The following is a 20,643-nucleotide window of genomic DNA, read 5'->3' as shown; positions in this document are numbered from 1 at the left end:
CCGGCGGAGGTTATCCTGTGCCCGGTGCCGGTTTCGGTACCGGGCACAGCCGTTTCCGCGGCCCACCAGTGACGGGCACGCTATTTCTTTGTCACACAACGTTTTCCAGAGGTACCCATGTCATCCCTCCGTATCGGTCCGCTCGAACTGAACAGCCCGGTCGTGCTGGCGCCGATGGCGGGAGTGACGAACGTCGCATTCCGCACGCTGTGCCGCGAACTCGAACTCGAACGGGCCGGCAGCACGTCGGGCCTGTACGTGTGCGAGATGGTCACCGCCCGCGCCCTCGTCGAGCGGCACCCGGTCACCATGCACATGACGACCTTCGGCCCCACCGAGACACCACGGTCGCTGCAGCTGTACACCGTCGATCCCGACACCACCTACGCCGCGGCGAAGATGATCGTCGACGAGAACCTCGCCGACCACATCGACATGAACTTCGGATGCCCGGTGCCGAAGGTGACCCGCAAGGGCGGAGGGTCGGCCCTCCCCTACAAGCGCCGGTTGTTCGGGCAGATCGTCGCGGCCGCCGTCCGCGCCACCGAGGGCACCGACGTCCCGGTCACGGTCAAGTTCCGCATCGGGATCGACGACGAACACCACACGCACCTCGACGCCGGTCGTATCGCGGCCGCCGAGGGTGCCGCCGCCGTGGCCCTCCACGCCCGGACCGCTGCGCAGCGGTATTCGGGAGCGGCCGACTGGGACGAGATCGCCCGGCTGAAGGAACACGTCACCGACGTGCCCGTGCTCGGCAACGGCGACATCTTCGACGCCTCCGACGCCGAGAAGATGATGGCGCAGACCGGTTGCGACGGCGTCGTCGTCGGTCGTGGCTGCCTCGGACGCCCGTGGTTGTTCGCCGAACTGAGCGCCGCGCTCGGTGGTCGCACGATCCCCACCCCGCCGAATCTCGGTGAGGTGACGCAGATCATGCGCCGGCACGCCGAACTTCTCGCCGACCACCACGGCGAAGACCGCGGCCTGCGCGACATGCGCAAGCACATCGCCTGGTATCTGCGTGGTTTCCCGGCGGGTTCGGAGATCCGCAACGGCCTCGCCCGGGTGTCGACGCTCGCCGAGCTCGACGATCTGCTGGGCAAACTCGACCACGACGTGCCCTTCCCCGCCGATGCCGAAGGCCCGCGGGGCCGTCAGGGCTCCCCGAGCAGCGTCGCACTGCCCGACGGCTGGCTCGACGATCCCGAGGACACCTGCGTGCCCGAGGGCGCCGACATGATGCACTCGGGCGGGTAACCCGTCCCGGCACGTGGTTCCGGACGACAGACGGATCGACCGATGGATGTCGTGCGACACAGCCGCGTCACGGTCACATGCAACAGACGATCAGTATCATTGCGGAGTCCTCGCGACGGTCGCCCGTGAGCGATCACGTGGACGACGACGGATGACGAGGCGGTACGACCGCGGAAAGAGCAGGTATCGGTGGACGAGGAGCACGAGACAGGATCCCCGGATCCTCGCGCTCCCTGGGAAAGGCCGATAGCCGACAGCAGCTACCGCGAATCCCGCTCGTCCCGCCGCAGCCGCTCCGGTGGAGTGCACCGCTCCGACGACACCGACGACGATTCGCGTCGTCACGAGAGCGCACGCAACCGCCGTGCCGCGGACTCGGACGATCCGGAGCAGCTCACCGTCGCCGAACTGCTCGACAAGATGGGACGCCGATCCGATCCGTCCCCTCGATCGGATCCGCCCACCGACCCGCCTCCTGCCGATCCGCCGCACACGTCCACCTCGTCGCTGCCCCCGGCCCGTCCCCGTGACCCGGAATCCGCCCGGCACGTCGCGCCCGAGGAGACCGGACGCGCGGAGCTCCCGCGCAGGACGCCGCCCCCGGCTGCTCCGCCGACTCCTTCGGGACCGCCCACCCCTCCGGTACCGCCGACCTCTTCGGGCCCGCCGACCACGGTCGTACCGCCGGTGCAGCCCGGCGCTTCCCGGGTGCCTCCGGGGCCGTCCCGGCCCCGGCCGCCGGAGAATCCCGTCCCGCCGCGCACCCAGGCGCCGGACCGGATGGCCGGACCTCCCTCTCCTCCCCCTTCGGTACCGTCTGCGCCGCCCGCGCGTCCGGTGCCCCCCGCGGATTCCCGCCCCGTGTCTCCTGCGGACTCGCGTCCGGTGTCTCCTGCGGACTCGCGTCCGGTGTCTCCCGCGGACTCGCGTCCGGTGCCTCCCGCGGACTCGCGCCCCGCACCGCCGGCGGAGCCGCGTCCCCCGATCGAGCCGCGACCGGCGCCTCCCGTCGGGTCGCCGCAGACGCCTCCTCCGCGACAGCAACCGCCTATCGCGGACGAACAGCCGACCGTCAAGATCGACGCGGTGTCCCCCGCGGGTGTTGCATCGCACGCCGAGGACGAGAACGACGACAAGGCGACGGACGAGAAGGCGCACGGCTCCGCTCGGCCGCGCACGGTGGGCAACGCGACCCTCGGGCGGCTCGCACAGAGCAAACAGCGCAAGCGGAAGCGTCTGAGGTTCGCGGCGAGAGCGGCGGTGGCGTTCGTCTCGGTCCTCGCGCTCCTCGGCAACGGCGCGGTGTGGGGATACGTCCGGTCCACGGAGGCCGGCTTCTCCCAGATCGCCGCGCTCGACACCGAGTCGGAGGACATCGTCGACCCGGTCGGTCAGACCGGCGACGAGACCTATCTGATCATCGGCACCGACACCCGCGCCGGTGCGAGCGGTGAGATCGGCGCCGGAACCGTCGAGGACGCCGAGGGCGCTCGTGCCGACACCGTCATCCTCGTCAACATCCCCGCCGACCGCAGCCGCGTGGTCGCGGTGTCGTTCCCCCGGGATCTGGATGTCGAGCGACCGGTCTGCCGCGGATGGGACAGCGCGACCGGCGAATACGATTCCGAGCTGTATCCGGCCGCCGAAGGCGACAAGCTCAATGCCACCTACGCCCTCGGCGGACCGAAGTGCCTGGTCAAGGTGATCCAGAAGATGTCCGGGCTGAAGATCGGCCACTTCGTGGGCATCGACTTCGCCGGCTTCGAATCGATGGTCGACGAGATCGGCGGTGTCGAGGTGTGCACCTCCACACCGTTGTACGACAACGAACTCGGTTCCCTGATCGAGACTCCCGGCACCCACACGCTCGACGGCAAACGGGCACTCGACTACGTCCGTGCCCGCAAGATCGACCAGGAGGGCAACAGCGACTACGGCCGGATCAGCCGGCAGCAGAAGTTCCTGTCGTCGCTGCTGCGCTCGACGTTGTCGAACAAGGTGCTGTTCGACCCCGGGAAGCTCAACGGCTTCATCGGCGCCTTCACCCGCGCGACCTTCGTCGAGAACGTCAACGCCGAGTCGCTCGTCAAACTCGGACGTTCGATGCAGAACGTCGAGGCGGGTGCGGTGTCCTTCCTGACCATCCCCACGGCCGGCACCAACGACTGGGGCAACGAGATCCCGCGCACCGACGACATCAAGGCGATCTTCACCGCGATCATCGACGATCTCCCCCTGCCGGGTGAGAAGCGGGAGGAGGACCCGACGGAGGTCGCGGCCGCTCCCCCGGCCGAACCGCTGCCCGCGCAGCTCGCGGTCGATCCGTCGACGGTGTCGGTACAGGTCTCGAACGCGTCGGGTCTGTCCGGACTGGCGGCCCGCACCGCCGAGGAGGTCGCCGCCTACGGCTTCCCGGTCTACTCGGTGGGCAACTACGCCTCCGGGACGAGCAAGCAGACCGTGATCCGCTTCAGCGAAGGCCAGGAGACCGACGCCGCGACGGTGGCCTCGGCCTTCCCCGGCGCGGTACTGCAGGAGGCTCCGCCTTCGGCCCAGCTGGGCAGCATCGTGGAGATCGTCCTGGGCACCAGTTTCGACGGCACCGTCGTCGCTCCCACCCCGGCGGGCACGCCGCTCGCCCCGATGGAGATCCAGACCCGGTCGGAATCGTCGGTCGAGCTCCCCGCCGATCTCGCGATCACCAACGCCGCCGACGATCTGTGCACGTAGACACCACTGTTCGGCCGTCGACGTTCACCTGTGGTTCATCCGATGCTCGCCGTTCGGACCGATCGAGGTCGTAGGCTGTGCCATTATGCGCGTCGTCTACAACGAACAGATGGGCGAACTCGGTGATCTCCTCGGGGAGATGGCCGGGCTCGCCGGGACCGCGATGGAGCGGTCCACCAGAGCTCTTCTCGAAGCCGATCTCGCTCTCGCCGAGCAGGTGATCGACGAGCACGAGAAGATCACCGATCTCGGCGCGATCTGCGAGGAGAAGGCGTTCCAGTTGCTCGCCCTGCAGGGTCCGGTCGCCGGCGATCTGCGTGCCGTCGTCAGCGGCATCCAGATCGTGGCCGACATCGACCGCATGGGTGCGCTCGCACTGCACATCGCGAAGGCGACGCGCCGACGTCATCCCAAGCACGTGCTCCCCGACGAGGTGAAGGGTTACTTCGCCGAGATGGGACGGATCGCGGTGGCGCTCGGCGCCGCCACACGCGAGATCCTCGAGACCCGTGATCCCGCCCGGGCCGCCCGCCTCCACCACGAGGACGAGGCGATGGACGACCTGCACCGTCATCTGTTCACCGTGCTCATGGACCGCGAATGGGACCACGGGGTCGCGGCCGCCGTCGACGTCACCCTGCTCGGCCGCTTCTACGAGCGGTTCGCCGATCACGCCGTCGAGGTGGGCCGCCGCGTCATCTTCCTCGTGACGGGCAAGCTCCCCACCGAGGAGGAGATCCGTCAGCTCGTGGAGAAGGTGGACAGTCTGACCGTCTACCCGGAGAACCCCTGAGCCCAGGAACTACCGAGCCCAGGAACTACCGAGCCCAGGAACTACCGAGCCCAGGACCAGCGCACGAACGACGAGACCCCGACCGGACGGATCCGGTCGGGGTCTCGCGTATGCGAAGAGGCTCAGCCGAAGCGGCCGGAGATGTAGTCCTCGGTGGCCTTCCGGCTGGGGTTCGAGAAGATCTTCTCGGTGTCGTCGATCTCCACCAGACCACCCGGACGACCGGTCGCCTCGAGGTTGAAGAACGCCGTCTGGTCGCTCACACGCGCGGCCTGCTGCATGTTGTGCGTGACGATGACGATGGTGAAGTCCTTCTTCAGCTCACCGATCAGGTCCTCGATGGCCAGCGTCGAAATGGGGTCGAGAGCCGAGCACGGCTCGTCCATGAGCAGCACGTCGGGCTGGACTGCGATGGCGCGGGCGATGCACAGACGCTGCTGCTGACCACCGGACAGGCCACCGCCCGGCTTGTCGAGGCGGTCCTTGACCTCGTTCCACAGGTTGGCGCCGCGCAGCGACTTCTCGGCGATCTCGTCGAGGCTCTTGCGGTCGCGCACGCCCTGCAGCTTGAGGCCGGCGACGACGTTGTCGCGGATCGACATCGTGGGGAACGGGTTGGGACGCTGGAAGACCATGCCGATCGTCTTGCGCACACCGACCGGGTCGACGTTCGGATCGTAGATGTCCTCGCCGTCGAGGAGGATGGATCCTTCGACGCGGGCACCGGGCGTCACCTCGTGCATGCGGTTGATCGACCGGAGCACGGTGGACTTGCCGCAACCGGACGGGCCGATGAAGGCGGTGACGTTCCGCGGCGGCACGGACAGCGTCACGTCGGCCACGGCGTGGAACTTGCCGTAGTAGATGTTGACGTCCTTGAGATCCAGACGCTTGGCCATTACCGGCTCCCTACTGGTGTATCGATGTGAGAAGAGGTCTGTGGGTTACTTCTTGCCGACCTGCGAGTACCGGCTGATCAGCTTGGCCGCGATGTTGAGGACCGCGATGACCAGGATCAGGGTGAGCGCGGCGCCCCAGATGCGCTGCGAACCGGCGTCGGTCGGGTTGTTCATCTCGGCGACCATGACACCCGGGAGGGTGCCCTGCTCACCGCCGAACAGGTCGAAATTGATGAAGGGCGCGTAGCCGACGAGGATCAGCAGCGGCGCCGTCTCGCCCATGACGCGGGCCAGGGCGAGCATGATGCCGGTGATGATGCCGGCGAGCGAGGTGGGCAGCACGATGCGCGCGATGGTCTTCCACTTGGGCACACCGAGCGCGTAGGACGCTTCGCGCAGGTCCTGCGGGACGATGCGCAGCATCTCCTCGGTGCTGCGCACGACCACCGGCACCATGAGCAGCACGAGTGCGAGCGCCACCGCGAAGCCCGACTTGGGCATCCCGAAGGTCGACACCCACAGTGCGTAGATGAACAGCGCCGCGACGATCGACGGGACACCGCTGAGGATGTCGACCATGAACGTGGTGATCCGGCCGAGCCGCGACCTGCCGGCGTATTCGACGAGGTAGATCGCGACGAAGACGCCGAGCGGGATGGAGATGATCGCACAGACGAGTCCCTGCAGGAGGGTGCCGACGAGGGCGTGGTAGATGCCACCGCCCATCGACGAGGACGTCAGTCCGCTCAGCGAGTGCGTGAACCAGGTCGGCGAGATCAGGGCGGGCAGGCCCTTGGCGACGACGGTGAACAGCACCCAGGCCAGCGGGATCAGCGCGACGACGACCGACAGCGTGACGAGCACCGTGGCTGCGGTGTCCTTGACGCGGCGACGTCCGCTGACCCGCTGGAAGGCCGGGGGCTTGACCGGCGAGGAGAGTGCGGTGGTCGACGTGGTGGTGGTCGACATGGGTCAGTCCTTCTTTCCTGCGACGATCATGCGCGCGGCGGCGTTGACCACGAAGGTGAGCACGAAGAGCACGAGACCGGCGGCGATGTAGGCGCCCGCCTGGATGTCGTTGTTGAACTCGGCGTATCCCAGCGCGATCTTGGACGCGATGGTCGCGCCGCCGTCGAACAGCGACCAGGAGAACGCCTGCGAGGTGGTGCGCAGGATGAGGTACAGCGCCATCGTCTCGCCGAGCGCGCGGCCGAGACCGAGCATCGAACCGCTGATATAGCCGGACTTGCCGAACGGGATGACGGTGGTCCGCACGACCTCCCAGCGGGTCGCGCCGAGCGCGAGCGCGCCCTCGATGTGGGCCGTCGGGGTCTGCACGAACACCTCGCGGCTGACCGCGGCGATGGTCGGCAGGATCATCACGGCGAGGACGATGCCGGCGGTGAAGATCGTTCCGCCGCCCACGATGGAGCCGCTGCCGGTGGCGAAGAGCGGAAACCAGGCGAGGTTGGTGTTGAGCCATTCCGCGACGGGGCGCAGGAACGGGGCGAGGACGAGCATGCCCCACAGTCCGTAGACGATCGACGGGACCGCGGCGAGCAGGTCGATGACGTACGCGAGCGGTTTCCGGAGCCGGTCGGGCGAGTACGAGGTGAGGAAGATCGCGATGCCCAGCGCGACGGGCATGGCGAGGAACAGCGCGAAGAAGGAGACAAGCACCGTCACCTGGAACAGGTCGAGGACACCGAACGCCATGTCGGTGATGTCCTGCGTGATCCAGTCACGGCTGGTGAGGAAGTTGACCTGGTTGCGTTGCAGTGCCGGGACGGCGCGCCAGACGAGGAAGACTGCGATCGCGCCGATGATCACGGAGATCAGGATCGCGGAGCCGGATGCCAGGGAGCCGAAGATTCTGTCTCCCGGCCGCACGACTGCCTTGCGTGCCCGGTCCGGGGATGGGGGTGGGGTGCTGATCGTGTCCTCCGTGATGCCGGTTGCACCGCCCGTTCCTGAGCGGGTCGGTTCGTCGGCCGCGATGGAGACCGACGTGTTGTGCGCGTCACTCATGTGCGCTCGCAATCCTTCTCAGCGTATTCGTCAGGAACGGGCGGGTCGATGATCCCTCGGTCACTCACCGGAGCGAGGGATCGGCGGGTCATCCGGCGGCGATGGCGTCGATCGACTCGGTGAGGCGGGTCTTGAAGGCGTCGGGCAGTGGGACGTAGCCCTGCTCGGACAGGCCTTCCTGACCCTCGTTCGCAGCGGAGATCAGGAACGACTTGACGGCCGCTGCGGTGTCGGCGTCGTAGCCGGCCGAGCACACGATCTCGTAGGTGGCCAGCACCAACGGGTAGGCACCCTCTTCGGAGCTGCCGAAGATCGACGACAGGTCGAGCGTGAGGTCGCCCTCGGAGGCCGGGACGAACTCGGCACCTTCGATGGCCTTGCCGGCGGTCTCCTCGGTCAGCTCGACCGGTCCGGAGCCGTTGTCGATCTTCGCGATGCTCAGGTTGTTCTGGTCGGCGAAGGACTTCTCGACGTAGGTGATGGAGTTCGGCGAGCCGGCGACGGCCTGCGCGACACCCGCGGATCCCTTCGCGCCCTCACCGACGCCGCCGGTGAAGTCCGAACCGGCACCCGAGGTCCAGGCGCCGTTCGACGCGGTCTCGAGGTACTGCTGGAAGTTGTCGGTGGTGCCCGACGAGTCCGAACGCACGATCGGGGTGATGGCCGCGTCGGGCAGCGGGGCGCCCTCGTTGAGCGCGGCGATGGCCGGGTCGTTCCACTTGGTGATCGAGCCGTTGAAGATCTTCGCGGTCGTCTCGGCGTCCAGCACGAGATCGCCGACACCCTCGACGTTGTAGGCCAGGGCCACCGGACCGAAGACCAGCGGCAGGTTCCAGGCGGGGTTGCCGGCGCAGCGCTCGGCGGCCTGGGCGGCCTGCTCGTCCTCGATGGCCGAGTCGGAGCCGGCGAAGTCGATCTGGTTCGCGATGAACTGCGTGCGGCCGTCGCCGGAGCCGGTGGGGTTGTACGCGACGTTGACGGCCGCGTCCTTCTGGGAGCACACGGCGATGTAGGTGGAGACGAACTGGTCCATCGCGTTCTTCTGGGCCGACGAGCCCGCACCCGACAGGGTGGACTTGCCCTCGCAGGTCGCGGCGGAGTCGGACGCGTCGACGTCGACCGAACCGGAATTGTCGTCGGTACCGCACGCCGAGAGTGTGAGAGCTGCGGCGGCCACAACACCGAGCAGAGCGCCGTTGCGCTTGAAGTTCACCTGTTCTCCTCCGAGAAGTACTTCACACGACCGCCGCACCGGGCGGCGGCGGCCTCGTGGCGCGGGCGACGCCGGCGCCGGGTCTGCAGTACTCGACCCGCTAGTGAAGTTAGGAGGAGACGATGGACACTCGGACGACCGAAGGTTAACGGCGGATGAACACGCCGGATACACCTGGCGATGGTGTTGCGACCATCACTCGAATCCCGTCCGCGATCGGCGTGTCGGATGGCAGTGTGCGCCTCTTACGCGGTTCGTCCACGGCGCGACCGGAGGTGTTCAGGCCCGGGCGTAGGCGACGTCCACGTGGAAACGGTCGAAGCCGAGCTTGCCGTAGGTGTTCAGTGCCGCGGTGTTGTCGCCCTCGACGTAGAGCAGGACACCGGGCAGACCCCGGTCGCGGAGGTAGTGCAGGCCCGCAAGGGTGAGCAGGCGACCGAGCCCACGACCCTGCGCGGACGGGTCGATACCCACGACGTAGACCTCGCCGAGCTGCGGGTCGGACGCCGTGGCCGGGTGCACCTTGGTCCAGTGGAAACCGAGCAACTTCTCGGGCTCGGCGGGATCGAACGCGAGGAACAGGCCCTCGGGATCGAACCAGGACTCGCGTCGGCGTTCCTCCACGTCGGCGGCCGTCCAACGCCCCTGCTCGGGATGCCATTCGAAGGCCGCCGCGTTGACGCGGAGCAGTTCGGCGTCGTCCTGCGGGCCGCCGTAGGTGCGCAGCAGCACCGAGTCGGGGACCTCGAGGGCGGGAAGATCGTCATGTTCGAGGGAACGACGCAACTGGAGGAGTTCGCGGACACCGGTCAGGCCGAGACGGCGCGCCACCGCCTGCGCGGCGGGCAGGTCGCCGTGCGCCCACACGCGGGTGCCGTCGCCGCCCTCGGTGAGTGCACGCTCGACGAGTTCGCGGCCGAGTCCGTGCCCGCGCCGCGGCGGGTCGACGACGACTTCGGCCATGGCCGGATGACCGTCCTGAGCAGGCACGACGTTCGCGTAACCCGCGACCTCACCGTCGTCTCCGAGCGCGACGAGATGCCGGGCCGCACCGTCCCGTCCGAGGGAGTGCACCGCCTGTTCGGAGATCGGCGCGGTGCCGTCGGTCTGCGTCGCGCGCGACAACACGGCGCGTACGGCCTCGGCGTGGTCGGTGGACGGGTGGTCGACGAATTCCGTATCGGTGCTCACGGAACGAATTGTGCCCCGGACTCCCCTGCGCCCGAGTCACCCGCGCCGGAATCCCCCGCGCGGGGGTCGTCGAGAAGCGTGTCGTCCACATCGTCGTCGTCGACATCGGGAGTGGCGTTGCCGCCCTTGCCGACGCGGTTGGACGGGCGCACCGCCTTGTAACCGACGTTGCGGACCGTTCCGATGAGCGCTTCGTGCTCGGGGCCGAGCTTCGCGCGCAGGCGTCGGACGTGGACGTCGACGGTGCGGGTACCACCGAAGAAGTCGTAACCCCAGACCTCCTGCAGCAACTGGGCTCGGGTGAAGACCCGGCCCGCGTGCTGGGCGAGGTACTTGAGGAGTTCGAATTCCTTGTAGGTGAGATCGAGGGGACGTCCGCGCAGGCGAGCGGTGTAGGTGCCCTCGTCGATCGTGAGTTCACCGAGGGTGATCTTGCCGGTGTTCTCCGGCCCCACCGCGACACCCGAACGGCCCATGAGCAGTCGCAGGCGCGCGTCGAGTTCGGCCGGCCCGGTGGTGGACAGCAGGATGTCGTCGAGTCCCCATTCGGGGTTGACGGCCACGAGCCCGCCCTCGGTGAGCACGGCGACGACGGGCACTGCCGACCCGGTGCTGCCGAGCAGTCGACACAATCCTCGCGCGGCCGCGAGATCGGAGCGGGCGTCGACGATGGCGATATCCGCCGAACCCGCCTCGAGCAGCGACGAAACTTCTGTAGGAGCCGGCCTGACCGAATGCGGGAGCAGCGCCAGGGACGGCAGGACCGCATCCGGATTCGGGTCGGAGGTCAGAAGGAGCAGCTCCACCGGGCCTCCAGTTCTTCGCGCGACCAGCGCGGATAGGGGTCGTAAACGTCGTGCAACAGAGTAACGCCCCGATTGTTACCGCTATGTAAGCACGAGAATTCCGTGGGCGGCCTCGGAGCGGACGGGCGCGGTCCGGCGGACGACGCGTCCGACACAATGGTGGGCGTGCGCAAACTGATCTTCGGTCTCGTAGTCCTGCTCGGACTCGCGGTCCTCGCCGACTTCGGCGCGGCGGCGTGGTCGGAATACCGCGTCTCGCGTGCGTTGCGGGAGGGTGGCGTTCTCGAGTCCGATCCGGCGGTGACCATCCACGGCTTCCCGTTCCTCCTCCAGGCCCGCGACGGCCACTACGAGAACGTCGAGATCGTGGCCGACAACGTCCACACCGATCTGCTCGGGGACATCACGGTCGAGGCCAATCTGATCGGTGCGCACGCCGAGGCCGGTGAGCTGCTCGACGGGTCGATCCGGTCGGTGCCCGTCGACCTGCTGTACGGCCGCGTCATGCTCGACGCCACCGAGCTCGGACAGCTCTACGGTATCCCCGACCTGCAGGTTTCCGCTCCCCCGGCGAGCAAGTCCGACGGCACGGGCGGATCCGGTGGCTCCGGGCCGACGACCGCCGGTGGGGTCGTCCTCACCGGCACGGTGCCCGTCGGACCGGTGGAGGCGACGGTCAGCGTCCAGGCCGATCTGGTGCTCGACGGCGACCGCGTCCACGTCGTCGCGTCGGATCTCTACTTCGGCCCCGAGGGACGCGCCGACTTCTCGGTTCCCGACGTCCTGAAGCCGGCGGTGCTCGGACTGTTCACGACGACGATCGAGCCGCAGAATCTTCCCTTCGGCGTGCGGCCCACCTTCGTCGAGGCGCGAGGTTCGCGGATCGTCATCGAGGGCGAGGCCCGCGACGTCGTCATCGATCTGCAGGAAGTGCAGACCCCCGCATGATCGCAGTGATCGTCCTCATGGTCGTGATAGTCGCCACACTGGCGGTGGGCACGGCCCTGCGCACCCGTTCCGGCACGCTCCGCGCCACCGGCGTCGATGCCTCGACGGCCAGCCACGAACTCGATCCCGCGCTGGCCACGGCGGGTGTCGGGGACGGCGTACCGGTGGTCCTGCATTTCTCGGCACCCTGGTGCGGACCGTGTGCTGCCGTGCGCCGCGTCATCGTGCAGGTTCTCGACCGCGATCCGGATTCGGCACGCGAGGTCGAGCTGGATCTCGACGAAAATCCCGTCCTGGCACGCACACTCGGCGTGCTCTCGCTGCCCACCACCTTCGTCTTCGACGGCGAGGGACGCGAACGGTTCCGCGCGTCCGGCGTTCCGTCCGCCGACGACCTGCGCACAGCCCTGTCGTCGTTGTGATCCCGGGGGTCCACCCCCGAGGTGACGTGCGTTAAACTCCCTCGCGTGCAGAACCGCCACGAGCTGATGCTCACCCGACGCCGCGCAGTCGATCTGTGCCGCCTCGGTGGCTGTTGTTGTCCCTGCTGAACGCATCGACGGGCTCGTCCCGATCCTTGCGGCATCGATGCCGCTCCACCCGATGCGTCGCCCCGCGGTCGTATGAACACCCTCCGCCCAGCGAATCAGAATCCAGCAGGAGATTCCCCATGTCCGTATCCACTCCCCACACGCCAGGCCGGCAGGTCGACGTCCGTGGCCCGCGTTTCGCGGCGTGGATCACCACCGGCGTCCTCGTCCTCGCCCTGGTCGTCGCCACCTTCTCCCCCGTCGCAGCGGCCGTGATCCTGGCCCTGCAGACGATCGTGTTCGCTCTCGGAGCGGCACTCGGCCCGCGACGCAGCCCGTACGGTGCGCTGTTCGCGAGGCTCGTCGCTCCCCGCCTCGGTGCTCCGATCGAGACCGAGCCGGTGGAGCCGCTGCGGTTCGCGCAGCTCGTCGGATTCGTCTTCGCCCTCGTCGGAACGGTCGCGTTCTTCGCCGGCGCGATCGTCGTGGGCTCGGTGGCCGCAGGCTTCGCATTGTTCGCGGCGCTGCTCAACGCCGCCTTCGGCGTGTGCCTCGGCTGCCGGATCTTCCCGCTGGTCGCCCGAATGCGTCGCGTGCCCGCCTGACCGGCGGTCACCGAACTCGACATCCCACACCTCCACTGGCACGGACCCTCGCACGGGTTCCGGTCACGGAAACCTCCCGGATTCCCTCACCGAAAGGAACACCCATGGCTCGCTCCGACGTCCTGGTCTCCGCCGACTGGGCAGAGCAGAACCTCACTGCGCCGAAGACCGTCTTCGTCGAGGTCGACGAGGACACCTCCGCCTACGACGGTGGCCACATCGAAGGTGCCGTCAAGCTCGACTGGCGCAAGGACCTGCAGGACGCCGTCCGCCGCGACTTCCTGAACCGTGAGCAGTTCTCCGAGCTCCTCTCGCGCAAGGGCATCGCCAACGACGACACGGTCGTGCTCTACGGCGGCAACAACAACTGGTTCGCCGCCTACGCCTACTGGTACTTCAAGCTCTACGGCCACCAGGACGTCAAGCTCATCGACGGCGGCCGCAAGAAGTGGGAGCTCGACGGCCGTCCGCTGTCGAAGGACGAGGTCACCCGCCCGGCCACCGAGTACAAGGCCGCCGAGCCGGACTACTCCATCCGCGCCTTCCGCGACGAGGTCATCGACTCGATCGGCACCAAGAACATCGTCGACGTGCGTTCGCCCGACGAGTTCTCCGGCAAGATCCTCGCTCCGGCGCACCTGCCGCAGGAGCAGGCGCAGCAGCGCGGCCACGTCCCCGGCGCCATCAACATCCCGTGGAGCACCACCGCCAACGAGGACGGCACCTTCAAGTCGGACGAGGACCTCGAGAAGCTGTACGCCGAGAAGGGCTTCGACGACAGCAAGGAGACCATCGCCTACTGCCGTATCGGTGAGCGCTCGAGCCACACCTGGTTCGTGCTCCAGGAGATCCTCGGCAAGAAGAACGTCAAGAACTACGACGGCAGCTGGGTCGAGTACGGCTCGCTCGTCGGTGCACCCATCGAACTGGAGGTCAACTGATCATGTGCGGCGCCCCTGTCCAGACCCAGACCCTGCCCGCCGGCGTGGACACCGAGAAGGAGACGGTCATCACCGGCCGCGTCCTGAACGCCGACGGTGAGCCCGTGGGCGGCGCGTTCGTGCGCCTGCTCGACGGCACCGACGAGTTCACCGCCGAGGTCGTCGCCTCGGCGACCGGCGACTTCCGTTTCTTCGCCGCCCCCGGCGACTGGAAGATCCGCGCCCTGTCGAGCTCCGGCAACGGCACCTCCACCGTGAGCCCCACCGCTCCCGGCGTGCACAACGTGGACGTGACGGTCGCGAAGTAATCCGGCCGGAACACCTCGTCGAAGGGCTCTGCTCCACCAGGAGCGGAGCCCTTCGTCGTACCGGAAAAGCGGTTGTCTAGAATGACCGCGTGGTCATCTTCTTCGAAATTCTGCTGGTCGCCGCGGCGCTCCTCATCACCTGGTTCGCGCTGTACACCATCTACCGCGTGGTCTCCGACGGATCGTGACGAACGACGGATCGGACGCCCAGCGGCGTAGCGGCGACGAAGCGATCGCCCGGGCCGCCGAGCGTGCTCGCGTCACCGCCGAGCTGAACATCCCCGTCCTTCCCGGGCTGCCGGGCGCCGAGGACACCGCGAACCTGCGGCTCGGCCCCGACCTGAGCCCTGCCCTGCTCGCCGTCCTCCCGATGGTCGGCGTGTGGCGCGGCGAGGGCGAGGCCAACGATCCCGAGACCGGCGACTACCCGTTCGGTCAGCAGATCACCGTCGCCCACAACGGCGGCGCGTATCTGGTGTGGGAGTCGCGCACGTGGCGTCTCGACGACGCGGGTGCGTACGTGGGCGAGGATCGGCGCGAGAGCGGCTTCTGGCGCGTGTCCGGAACGGGCGCGCCCGACAGCGACGATCCCGAGACGCTCGAACTGCTGCTGACGCACAGCTCCGGCGTCGTCGAGCTGTACTACGGCACCGCGCTCACCCAGTCCTCGTGGGAGCTCGCGACCGACGTCGTGATCCGCACCAAGTCCGGTGAGGTCGTCGGCGGAGCCAAGCGGCTCTACGGCATCGTCGACGGTGGCGACCTCGCCTACGTCGAGGAGCGCGTCACCGCCGACGGCGAGCTGAAGCCCCGGATGTCCGCCCGCCTGTCACGCCATATCGGCTGACCGGGCCTCCTACTTCCGACCCGAACGGTCCGGGCCTGTTCCCCAGTGAGGGAACAGGCCCGGACCGTTCTTCTCTCAGTCCTCTTCGACGACCGTCGTGCCGGTGGCACTCCTCTTGTCGGCATACCCACCGTTGCCTCGTGCACCGAGCGCGTCGGGTTCGCCGGCATGGACCCGGTGGACTCCGGCGTCCTCGGCATCCTCGGCGGCGTTGCCGTCCTCGCACTCGTCGGGGATAGCCCTCGTGTGGATGACGACCTCAGGTGCCGGTAGTTCCTGAGCAGCCTCGAGTTCCTCGGCCGACCGCACCTCGGGCCACTGCCGGGTGATCGGCTCCGGCCGCTCGCCCAGATCCTCGCGGATACCGCGCACCAGGCTGTACATCATGATGAAGCCCATCACGAAGAACGGCAGGCCCACCACGGTGATGACCTGTTGCAGGGCGTCGAGCCCGTCCTTACCGGTAGCGACGAGCATGGTCGCTGCGACCAGGCCCATGAGCACCGCCCAGAACAGGCGCTGGTGGATGGGCGCCTTCTCCTCGTGCCCGGAGGCCATCATGTCGAGCACCATCGACGTCGAGTCCACCGAGGTGACGAAGAAGATCACCACCAGGATGATCGCGATGCCGGACACCAGGCCGGTGAGCGGGAAGTTGCCGAGGAACTCGAACAAGGCACCCGGGATGTCGCCGGCGTCCACGACACGTTCGACGAGTCCACCCTCGCCCTCGAGCTCGATGTGGAACGAGCCCATCCCGAAGATGCTGAACCAGATCACCGAGAACAGCACGGGCAGACCGAGGACACCGCCGACGAACTCGCGGATGGTGCGGCCTCGCGAGATGCGAGCGATGAAGATACCGACGAAGGGCGACCAGGTGATGGTCCACGCCCAGTAGAAGACGGTCCAAGTGTTCTGCCAGCCCGAGTCGGCGAAGGTGTCGTTCCAGAACGCCAGACGCGGCAGGGCCTCGGCGTAGATCCCGGCAGACTCGATCATGCCCTTGAGCAGGAACAGACTCGGTCCGGTGACGACCACGAAGACCAGCAGCATGACGGCCATGCCGATGTTGATGTTCGACAGGCGTTTGATGCCCTTGTCGAGACCGAGGGCGACCGAGATGCCGGCCATCACCGTCACGAGCGCGATGAGGGCGATCTGGACGACCCCGGATTCCTGGATGTCGAACAGCTGCGCGAGACCGGCGTTGATCTGCAGGGTGCCCAGGCCGACCGAGGTCGCGACACCGAAAACCGTGCCGATGATCGCGACGACGTCGATGGTCTTGCCGATCGGGCCGTAGATGCGGCCCCCGAGCAGGGGCGCGAAGATCGAGCTGACGCGCGGCGGCAGGTGCCGCTTGTAGATGAAGTAACCGAAGCCCAGGCCGGGCAGGGCGAAGATCGTCCAGGTGTGCAGTCCGAAGTGGTAGAGCGCGAAGCCCATGGCCTCTTCCGCGGCCTCCACGGACTCCGGCTCGACGTCCTGCATGGGCGGGTTCGCGAAGTGGGAGATCGGCTCGGCGACACCCCAGAACATGAGGATCGTGCCGATACCGGCGGCGAACAACATGGCGAACCACGCCAGAGTCGAGTGCTCGGGTCGCTCGTCGTCACCGCCGAGCCGGACCCGACCGTAATGAGTGAAGGCGATTCCGACGAGGAAGAGCAGGAAGGTCGTGACGCCCAGGATGTAGAACCATCCGAGGTTCGTCATGATCCAGTTGGACGCGGTACTGAAGATCGAATCGACGCCGTCGGTGAACAGGATCGTGAGTACGACGAAGAGCAGCGCGATGAGCGCAGAAGAGAAGAAAACCCCCGGTGACGTGCGCAATCTTAACGAATCGTGAGCTTTTTGAAGTATCGGCACCAAACCGGTGTACCCAAAACGGACGAACTTGCACACCCGAAACGCCGATCTTGCCCGAAATGCGAACAGCCCCCGAGCCGCACCACCGCACGGATCGCTCCGCAGTCGGCGGTCCCGATCGGACGGACCGGGGACTCGGGGGCCGGGTGACTACCTGGGATTCGCCAGCCGCGCGCGGTCGGTGAATTCCGTCGTCGGCAAGCAGCTAGCGGGTAGCCACCTCACGCGTCCGAATATCAATCACTTCCAGACCACCTCCTTCCTCGTGTACCAGCGAAACTACGCTTCGTTCACGAGGCGGGCAACGCATTTTTCTCGACGCGAACGACCAGGTCGGCGGCGGTATCCGCGGGCAGGCGGTGGGTGACCACCACGACGGTGCGCTCGGGGCCGACCAAGCGTGCGTCGCGGTCCAGGAGGAGTCGCTGCATCAGGTCGGCGCTCTCGTCGTCGAGATGTTCCGTGGGTTCGTCGAGCAGCAGGATCCGTGCGGGCGACAGCAGAGCCCGGGCCAGCAGGAGGCGACGGCGCTGCCCACCGGAGACCGTGCGGGCTCCGGCCCCCAGGACGGTGTGGACTCCCTGCGGGAGTCCGTCCACCCACTCCCCCAGCCCCACGGTGCCGAGGGCGGCCAGTGCTTCGCCCTCGTCCACGTCGCCCCGCGCGACACGCAGGTTCTCGAGGATCGACGTGTCGAACAGGTGGGCGTCCTCCGCGAAGAAGCCGATCTTCCGGCGCAGGGCCGCGGGATCGATGTCCGCGAGGTCGACATCGTCGAGCGTCACTGCGCCTCCGCGTGGGGCGAGCAGGCCCGCGAGCGTCATGAGCACGGTGGTCTTGCCGCTGCCGCTGCCGCCCACGATCGCGACGCGACAGCCCGGCCGCAGGTCGAGGTCGACCGGTTCAGTGGACGGTCCGCCGGGCCATCCGCCTCGCAGACCCACCGTACGTAGCCGGCCGGGTCCGTCGGCCGGTTCGGTGCCGTGCGGCACCGTCCTGTCGGCGCGGTCGAGCATCTCCGTGATGCGACCGGCCGCCAGGCGTGCGCGATTGAGGGTCTGCGCGGCTGCCGGGAGGACGGCGGTGGCCTCGAACGCCGACAGCGGCAGCAGGACGAGGATGCCGAGTGTCGTCGGGCTCATGGCCGCCGGACCGGAGCCGAAGACGGCGATACCGACGAGGAGGGCACCGAGCACACTCGCGCCGACCGCGAGGGGTGCGGCCGCGTCGGCGAACGCCGCGGGGACCGCAGAGCGGTCGGTGGCACGGACGGAGGCGACGTTCGCGGCGCGGGCCCGCCGGGTGAGTGTGTCGAGCCGTCCCGCGACCCGCAGTTCCGCCGCGTGGTCCAGCACCGTGACCGCGTCCTCGGTGAACCGGGTCCGTGCGGCGTTCGCATCGGCGTCCGCGCGGGCCGCGGCGCGGGCGGACAGCCACGGTGCGAGCAGTCCGGCGACGAGCAGCGCCGCGGCGAGGACCACGCCGGCGGCGGGAGCGATGACGGTGAGGGTCACGACCGCCGCGAGGGAGAGCACGGCCGCGACGGCGATGGGCACGAGTGCGCGCACCACGACATCGCCGAGAGCGTCGACGTCGGCACCGGTGCGCGCGAGCAGGTCGCCGCGTCCCAGGCCCAGGGTGGCGGCCGGGTCGCCGTCCGCGAGTCGCCGGTAGAGATTCGCGCGGGCCGAGGTGGTGCCGCGCAGCGCGGTCTCGTGCGTTGCGAGTCGTTCGAAGTAGCGGAACAACCCGCGGGAGATGCCCAGCGCCCGCACCGCGACGACCGCGACGGTCAGGTCCAGGACGGGCGGCATCTCCCATGCCCGCACGATCAGCCACGCCGAGAGACCGGCGAGCAGCAGGGCACTGCCGAGGGTCGCGACTCCGGCGAGGACGGCGAGCAGCACTCGGCGCGGCTCGAGTTCGAGCAGGGCCATCGCCCGGCGCAGATCCTTCATCGGGACACCTCCGTCGGCCCTGCGTGGACGGTGACGACCTCGTCCGCGATGGCGAGCAGGGTGGAGCGATGCGCGACGACCACCACGGTGCGGCCGGCCGCGGCGAGCCCGCGCAGCGTGGACAGGACGGTGGCCTCGGTGTCCTCGTCGAGGTGGGCCGTGGGTTCGTCGAGCAGCAGGACCGGGCGCGGGGAGGCGAGGGTGCGGGTGAGCGCCAGTCGCTGACGTTGGCCGAGCGACAGGCCCGTGCCTCCGGTCCCCACGACGGTCCGCCAGCCGTCCGGAAGTTCGGCGAGCACGCTGTCGAAGCCGGTGGCGGCGCAGACGTCGTCGAGTTCGGTGGTGTCCGGGTCGACACCGGTGAGTCGCAGGTTGTCGGCGAGCGTGCCGGGCAGCAGCACCGGCCGCTGCGGAAGCCACGCCACCTGCGACCACCAGTTCTCGTCGCCCACGACGGGACGTCCGTCGACGGTGACGGTCCCCTCGCTCGGCTCGGCGAGTCCGAGCAGCGCCAGCAGGGCGGTGGACTTACCGGCCCCGTTCGCACCGGTGAAGACGGTGATCCTTCCGGGACGGCAGATCGCGTCGAGTCCGTGCGGGGCGCAGCCGTCGCGGCCGGGCACCGAGACACCGTGAAAGACGATCTCGCGGTTCGCGACCCGGTCGGGGCCGGCCGTGTCCGTGGAGGCGCGGCGCGAGGAGACGTCGTTCGGCGCCGAGTCGAGCACGGCGAACGCCTTGTCGGCTGCCGCCATCCCGTCCTCGGCGGCGTGGAACTTGTTGCCGACGGTGCGCAGCGGGAGGTAGGCCTCGGGCGCGAGGATCAACGCGATGATGCCGGCCTCGAGGGGCATCGACCCGTAGACGAGGCGCATGCCGATGCTCACGGCGACGAGGGCGACGGACAGCGTCGCGAGGAATTCGAGGACCGTGCCGGACAGGAACGCCACGCGCAGGGCCGACATCGTCGTCGCGCGGTGCTCGTCGCCGAGTTCGCGCACGCGATCGGCGGGTCCCTTCTCGCGACCGAGGGCGCGGAGCGTGGGAAGACCCGCGAGCAGGTCGAGCAGCTGCGACGACAGTGTCGTCATCGCGCGCAGGGTACGGTCGGCCTTGCCCTTGGTGAGCAGGCCGATGAGGATCATGAAGATCGGGATCAGCGGCAGGGTGATCACGACGATGATCGCCGAGGTGAGGTCGTGCAGGGCGATCACGACGATCGTCACCGGAGTGAGGATCACCGCCAGCAGCAGCGCCGGCAGGTAGCCGGTGAGATAGTCCTTCAGCCCGTCGAGCCCGCGGGTGAGGACCACCGCGATCTCGTCTCGTCGCGGGTCGAGTTCGCGCGGAGGCAGGTTCGCTGCGGACCCGAGGACCTCGTGTTCGAGTTCGGCCACCACGCGGGTCGCGGACCGGTGGGCGTACCGCGACTGCAGCCACGTCACCGCGACCCGCACGACGATCGCCGCCGCGAGGATCGCCAGTTCGGTCGTCCAATCGCCGACGGACCGGGCCTCGGTGGTGATGACGCCCGCGAGGACCCGGCCGAGCATGAGCGCGGTGACGACGACCATCACGACGTCGATCACCGAGGTGACCACGGTCAGGACGAGATATCCGCGGGCCGCGGCCGAGTAGCGCCACAACCGCGGGTCCACCGGACCCCGCCGGCGCGCGGGCGCATCGGCGGGGGCGGCGGACTGCGTCATGC

Annotated in this window: 19 protein-coding genes; 10 read left to right on the top strand and 9 right to left on the bottom strand. The window is 68.6% G+C overall.

What is annotated here, in order from left to right; translation table 11 throughout:
• Window positions 1-117 precede the first annotated feature (117 nt).
• From dusB to phoU, 3 genes are all read left to right on the top strand, one after another.
• Complete coding sequence (dusB, locus tag ACPCXD_RS10120) at window positions 118-1,260, top strand: tRNA dihydrouridine synthase DusB (protein ID WP_088897469.1); 1,143 nt, start codon at window positions 118-120, stop codon at window positions 1,258-1,260.
• A 780-nt stretch (window positions 1,261-2,040) separates the two neighbouring features.
• A complete protein-coding gene (locus ACPCXD_RS10115; RefSeq protein ID WP_423659463.1) occupies window positions 2,041-3,990 on the top strand; it encodes an LCP family protein in 1,950 nt (649 codons plus the stop codon).
• 85 nt (window positions 3,991-4,075) lie between these two features.
• On the top strand, window positions 4,076-4,783 hold the full coding sequence (phoU, locus tag ACPCXD_RS10110; RefSeq protein ID WP_016695572.1) for a phosphate signaling complex protein PhoU: 708 nt from the start codon (window positions 4,076-4,078) through the stop codon (window positions 4,781-4,783).
• A gap of 122 nt (window positions 4,784-4,905) precedes the next feature.
• On the opposite strand, the gene pstB is transcribed toward phoU, so the two are convergent.
• From pstB to ACPCXD_RS10080, 6 genes are all read right to left on the bottom strand, one after another.
• Window positions 4,906-5,682, bottom strand: coding sequence for a phosphate ABC transporter ATP-binding protein PstB (gene pstB / locus ACPCXD_RS10105; RefSeq protein ID WP_016695573.1), 777 nt, complete (start codon window positions 5,680-5,682; stop codon window positions 4,906-4,908).
• 45 nt (window positions 5,683-5,727) lie between these two features.
• On the bottom strand, window positions 5,728-6,651 hold the full coding sequence (gene pstA / locus ACPCXD_RS10100; protein ID WP_016695574.1) for a phosphate ABC transporter permease PstA: 924 nt from the start codon (window positions 6,649-6,651) through the stop codon (window positions 5,728-5,730).
• 3 nt (window positions 6,652-6,654) lie between these two features.
• Complete coding sequence (gene pstC, locus ACPCXD_RS10095) at window positions 6,655-7,710, bottom strand: phosphate ABC transporter permease subunit PstC (RefSeq protein WP_423659411.1); 1,056 nt, start codon at window positions 7,708-7,710, stop codon at window positions 6,655-6,657.
• Between the two features lie 88 nt (window positions 7,711-7,798).
• Window positions 7,799-8,923 carry a phosphate ABC transporter substrate-binding protein PstS gene (pstS, locus tag ACPCXD_RS10090; protein ID WP_423659409.1) on the bottom strand — a complete coding sequence of 375 codons (1,125 nt, stop codon included), beginning with the start codon at window positions 8,921-8,923 and terminating at the stop codon, window positions 7,799-7,801.
• A gap of 279 nt (window positions 8,924-9,202) precedes the next feature.
• Window positions 9,203-10,114 carry a mycothiol synthase gene (mshD, locus tag ACPCXD_RS10085; RefSeq protein WP_423659407.1) on the bottom strand — a complete coding sequence of 304 codons (912 nt, stop codon included), beginning with the start codon at window positions 10,112-10,114 and terminating at the stop codon, window positions 9,203-9,205.
• The gene (locus ACPCXD_RS10080) at window positions 10,111-10,920 is read right to left on the bottom strand and encodes a winged helix-turn-helix transcriptional regulator (protein ID WP_423659405.1); all 810 of its coding nucleotides are present in this window, start codon (window positions 10,918-10,920) and stop codon (window positions 10,111-10,113) included. The genes mshD and ACPCXD_RS10080 overlap by 4 nt, the downstream gene beginning before the upstream one ends.
• 165 nt (window positions 10,921-11,085) lie before the next feature.
• On the opposite strand from ACPCXD_RS10080, the gene ACPCXD_RS10075 reads away from it, so the two are divergent.
• The 7 genes from ACPCXD_RS10075 to ACPCXD_RS10045 all read left to right on the top strand — a co-directional run bounded on the left by ACPCXD_RS10075 (window position 11,086) and on the right by ACPCXD_RS10045 (window position 15,099).
• On the top strand, window positions 11,086-11,868 hold the full coding sequence (locus ACPCXD_RS10075; RefSeq protein WP_081314531.1) for an LmeA family phospholipid-binding protein: 783 nt from the start codon (window positions 11,086-11,088) through the stop codon (window positions 11,866-11,868).
• Window positions 11,865-12,290, top strand: a complete 426-nt coding sequence (locus ACPCXD_RS10070) for a thioredoxin family protein (RefSeq protein WP_088897474.1) — start codon at window positions 11,865-11,867, stop codon at window positions 12,288-12,290. Before ACPCXD_RS10075 ends, ACPCXD_RS10070 begins: the two co-directional genes overlap by 4 nt.
• 21 nt (window positions 12,291-12,311) lie before the next feature.
• Window positions 12,312-12,419 (top strand): putative leader peptide, encoded by a 108-nt coding sequence (locus ACPCXD_RS10065; protein WP_367652172.1) that lies wholly within the window; start codon window positions 12,312-12,314, stop codon window positions 12,417-12,419.
• Between the two features lie 119 nt (window positions 12,420-12,538).
• Window positions 12,539-13,003, top strand: a complete 465-nt coding sequence (locus ACPCXD_RS10060) for a DUF4395 domain-containing protein (protein ID WP_016695581.1) — start codon at window positions 12,539-12,541, stop codon at window positions 13,001-13,003.
• A gap of 104 nt (window positions 13,004-13,107) precedes the next feature.
• Window positions 13,108-13,944: a sulfurtransferase gene (locus ACPCXD_RS10055; protein WP_016695582.1), complete on the top strand. Its 837-nt coding sequence runs from the start codon at window positions 13,108-13,110 to the stop codon at window positions 13,942-13,944.
• Between the two features lie 2 nt (window positions 13,945-13,946).
• Window positions 13,947-14,252: a DUF1416 domain-containing protein gene (locus tag ACPCXD_RS10050; protein WP_006551801.1), complete on the top strand. Its 306-nt coding sequence runs from the start codon at window positions 13,947-13,949 to the stop codon at window positions 14,250-14,252.
• A 184-nt stretch (window positions 14,253-14,436) separates the two neighbouring features.
• Complete coding sequence (locus tag ACPCXD_RS10045; protein ID WP_088897476.1) at window positions 14,437-15,099, top strand: heme-binding beta-barrel domain-containing protein; 663 nt, start codon at window positions 14,437-14,439, stop codon at window positions 15,097-15,099.
• Between the two features lie 75 nt (window positions 15,100-15,174).
• Here ACPCXD_RS10045 and ACPCXD_RS10040 read toward each other — a convergent pair whose 3' ends face one another.
• The 3 genes from ACPCXD_RS10040 to cydD form a co-directional block, all read right to left on the bottom strand.
• Window positions 15,175-16,938 carry a BCCT family transporter gene (locus tag ACPCXD_RS10040; RefSeq protein WP_229567060.1) on the bottom strand — a complete coding sequence of 588 codons (1,764 nt, stop codon included), beginning with the start codon at window positions 16,936-16,938 and terminating at the stop codon, window positions 15,175-15,177.
• A gap of 326 nt (window positions 16,939-17,264) precedes the next feature.
• Window positions 17,265-18,932 carry a thiol reductant ABC exporter subunit CydC gene (gene cydC / locus ACPCXD_RS10035; protein ID WP_423659400.1) on the bottom strand — a complete coding sequence of 556 codons (1,668 nt, stop codon included), beginning with the start codon at window positions 18,930-18,932 and terminating at the stop codon, window positions 17,265-17,267.
• Window positions 18,929-20,641: a thiol reductant ABC exporter subunit CydD gene (gene cydD, locus ACPCXD_RS10030; protein WP_423659398.1), complete on the bottom strand. Its 1,713-nt coding sequence runs from the start codon at window positions 20,639-20,641 to the stop codon at window positions 18,929-18,931. The genes cydC and cydD overlap by 4 nt, the downstream gene beginning before the upstream one ends.
• Window positions 20,642-20,643 lie beyond the last annotated feature (2 nt).

This window comes from Rhodococcus sp. AB351, assembly GCF_049538275.1.
Classification (GTDB): Bacteria; Actinomycetota; Actinomycetes; order Mycobacteriales; family Mycobacteriaceae; genus Rhodococcus.
The sequence above is the reverse complement of the archived record's forward strand: the minus strand, read 5'-3'. Positions and strand labels throughout refer to the sequence as shown.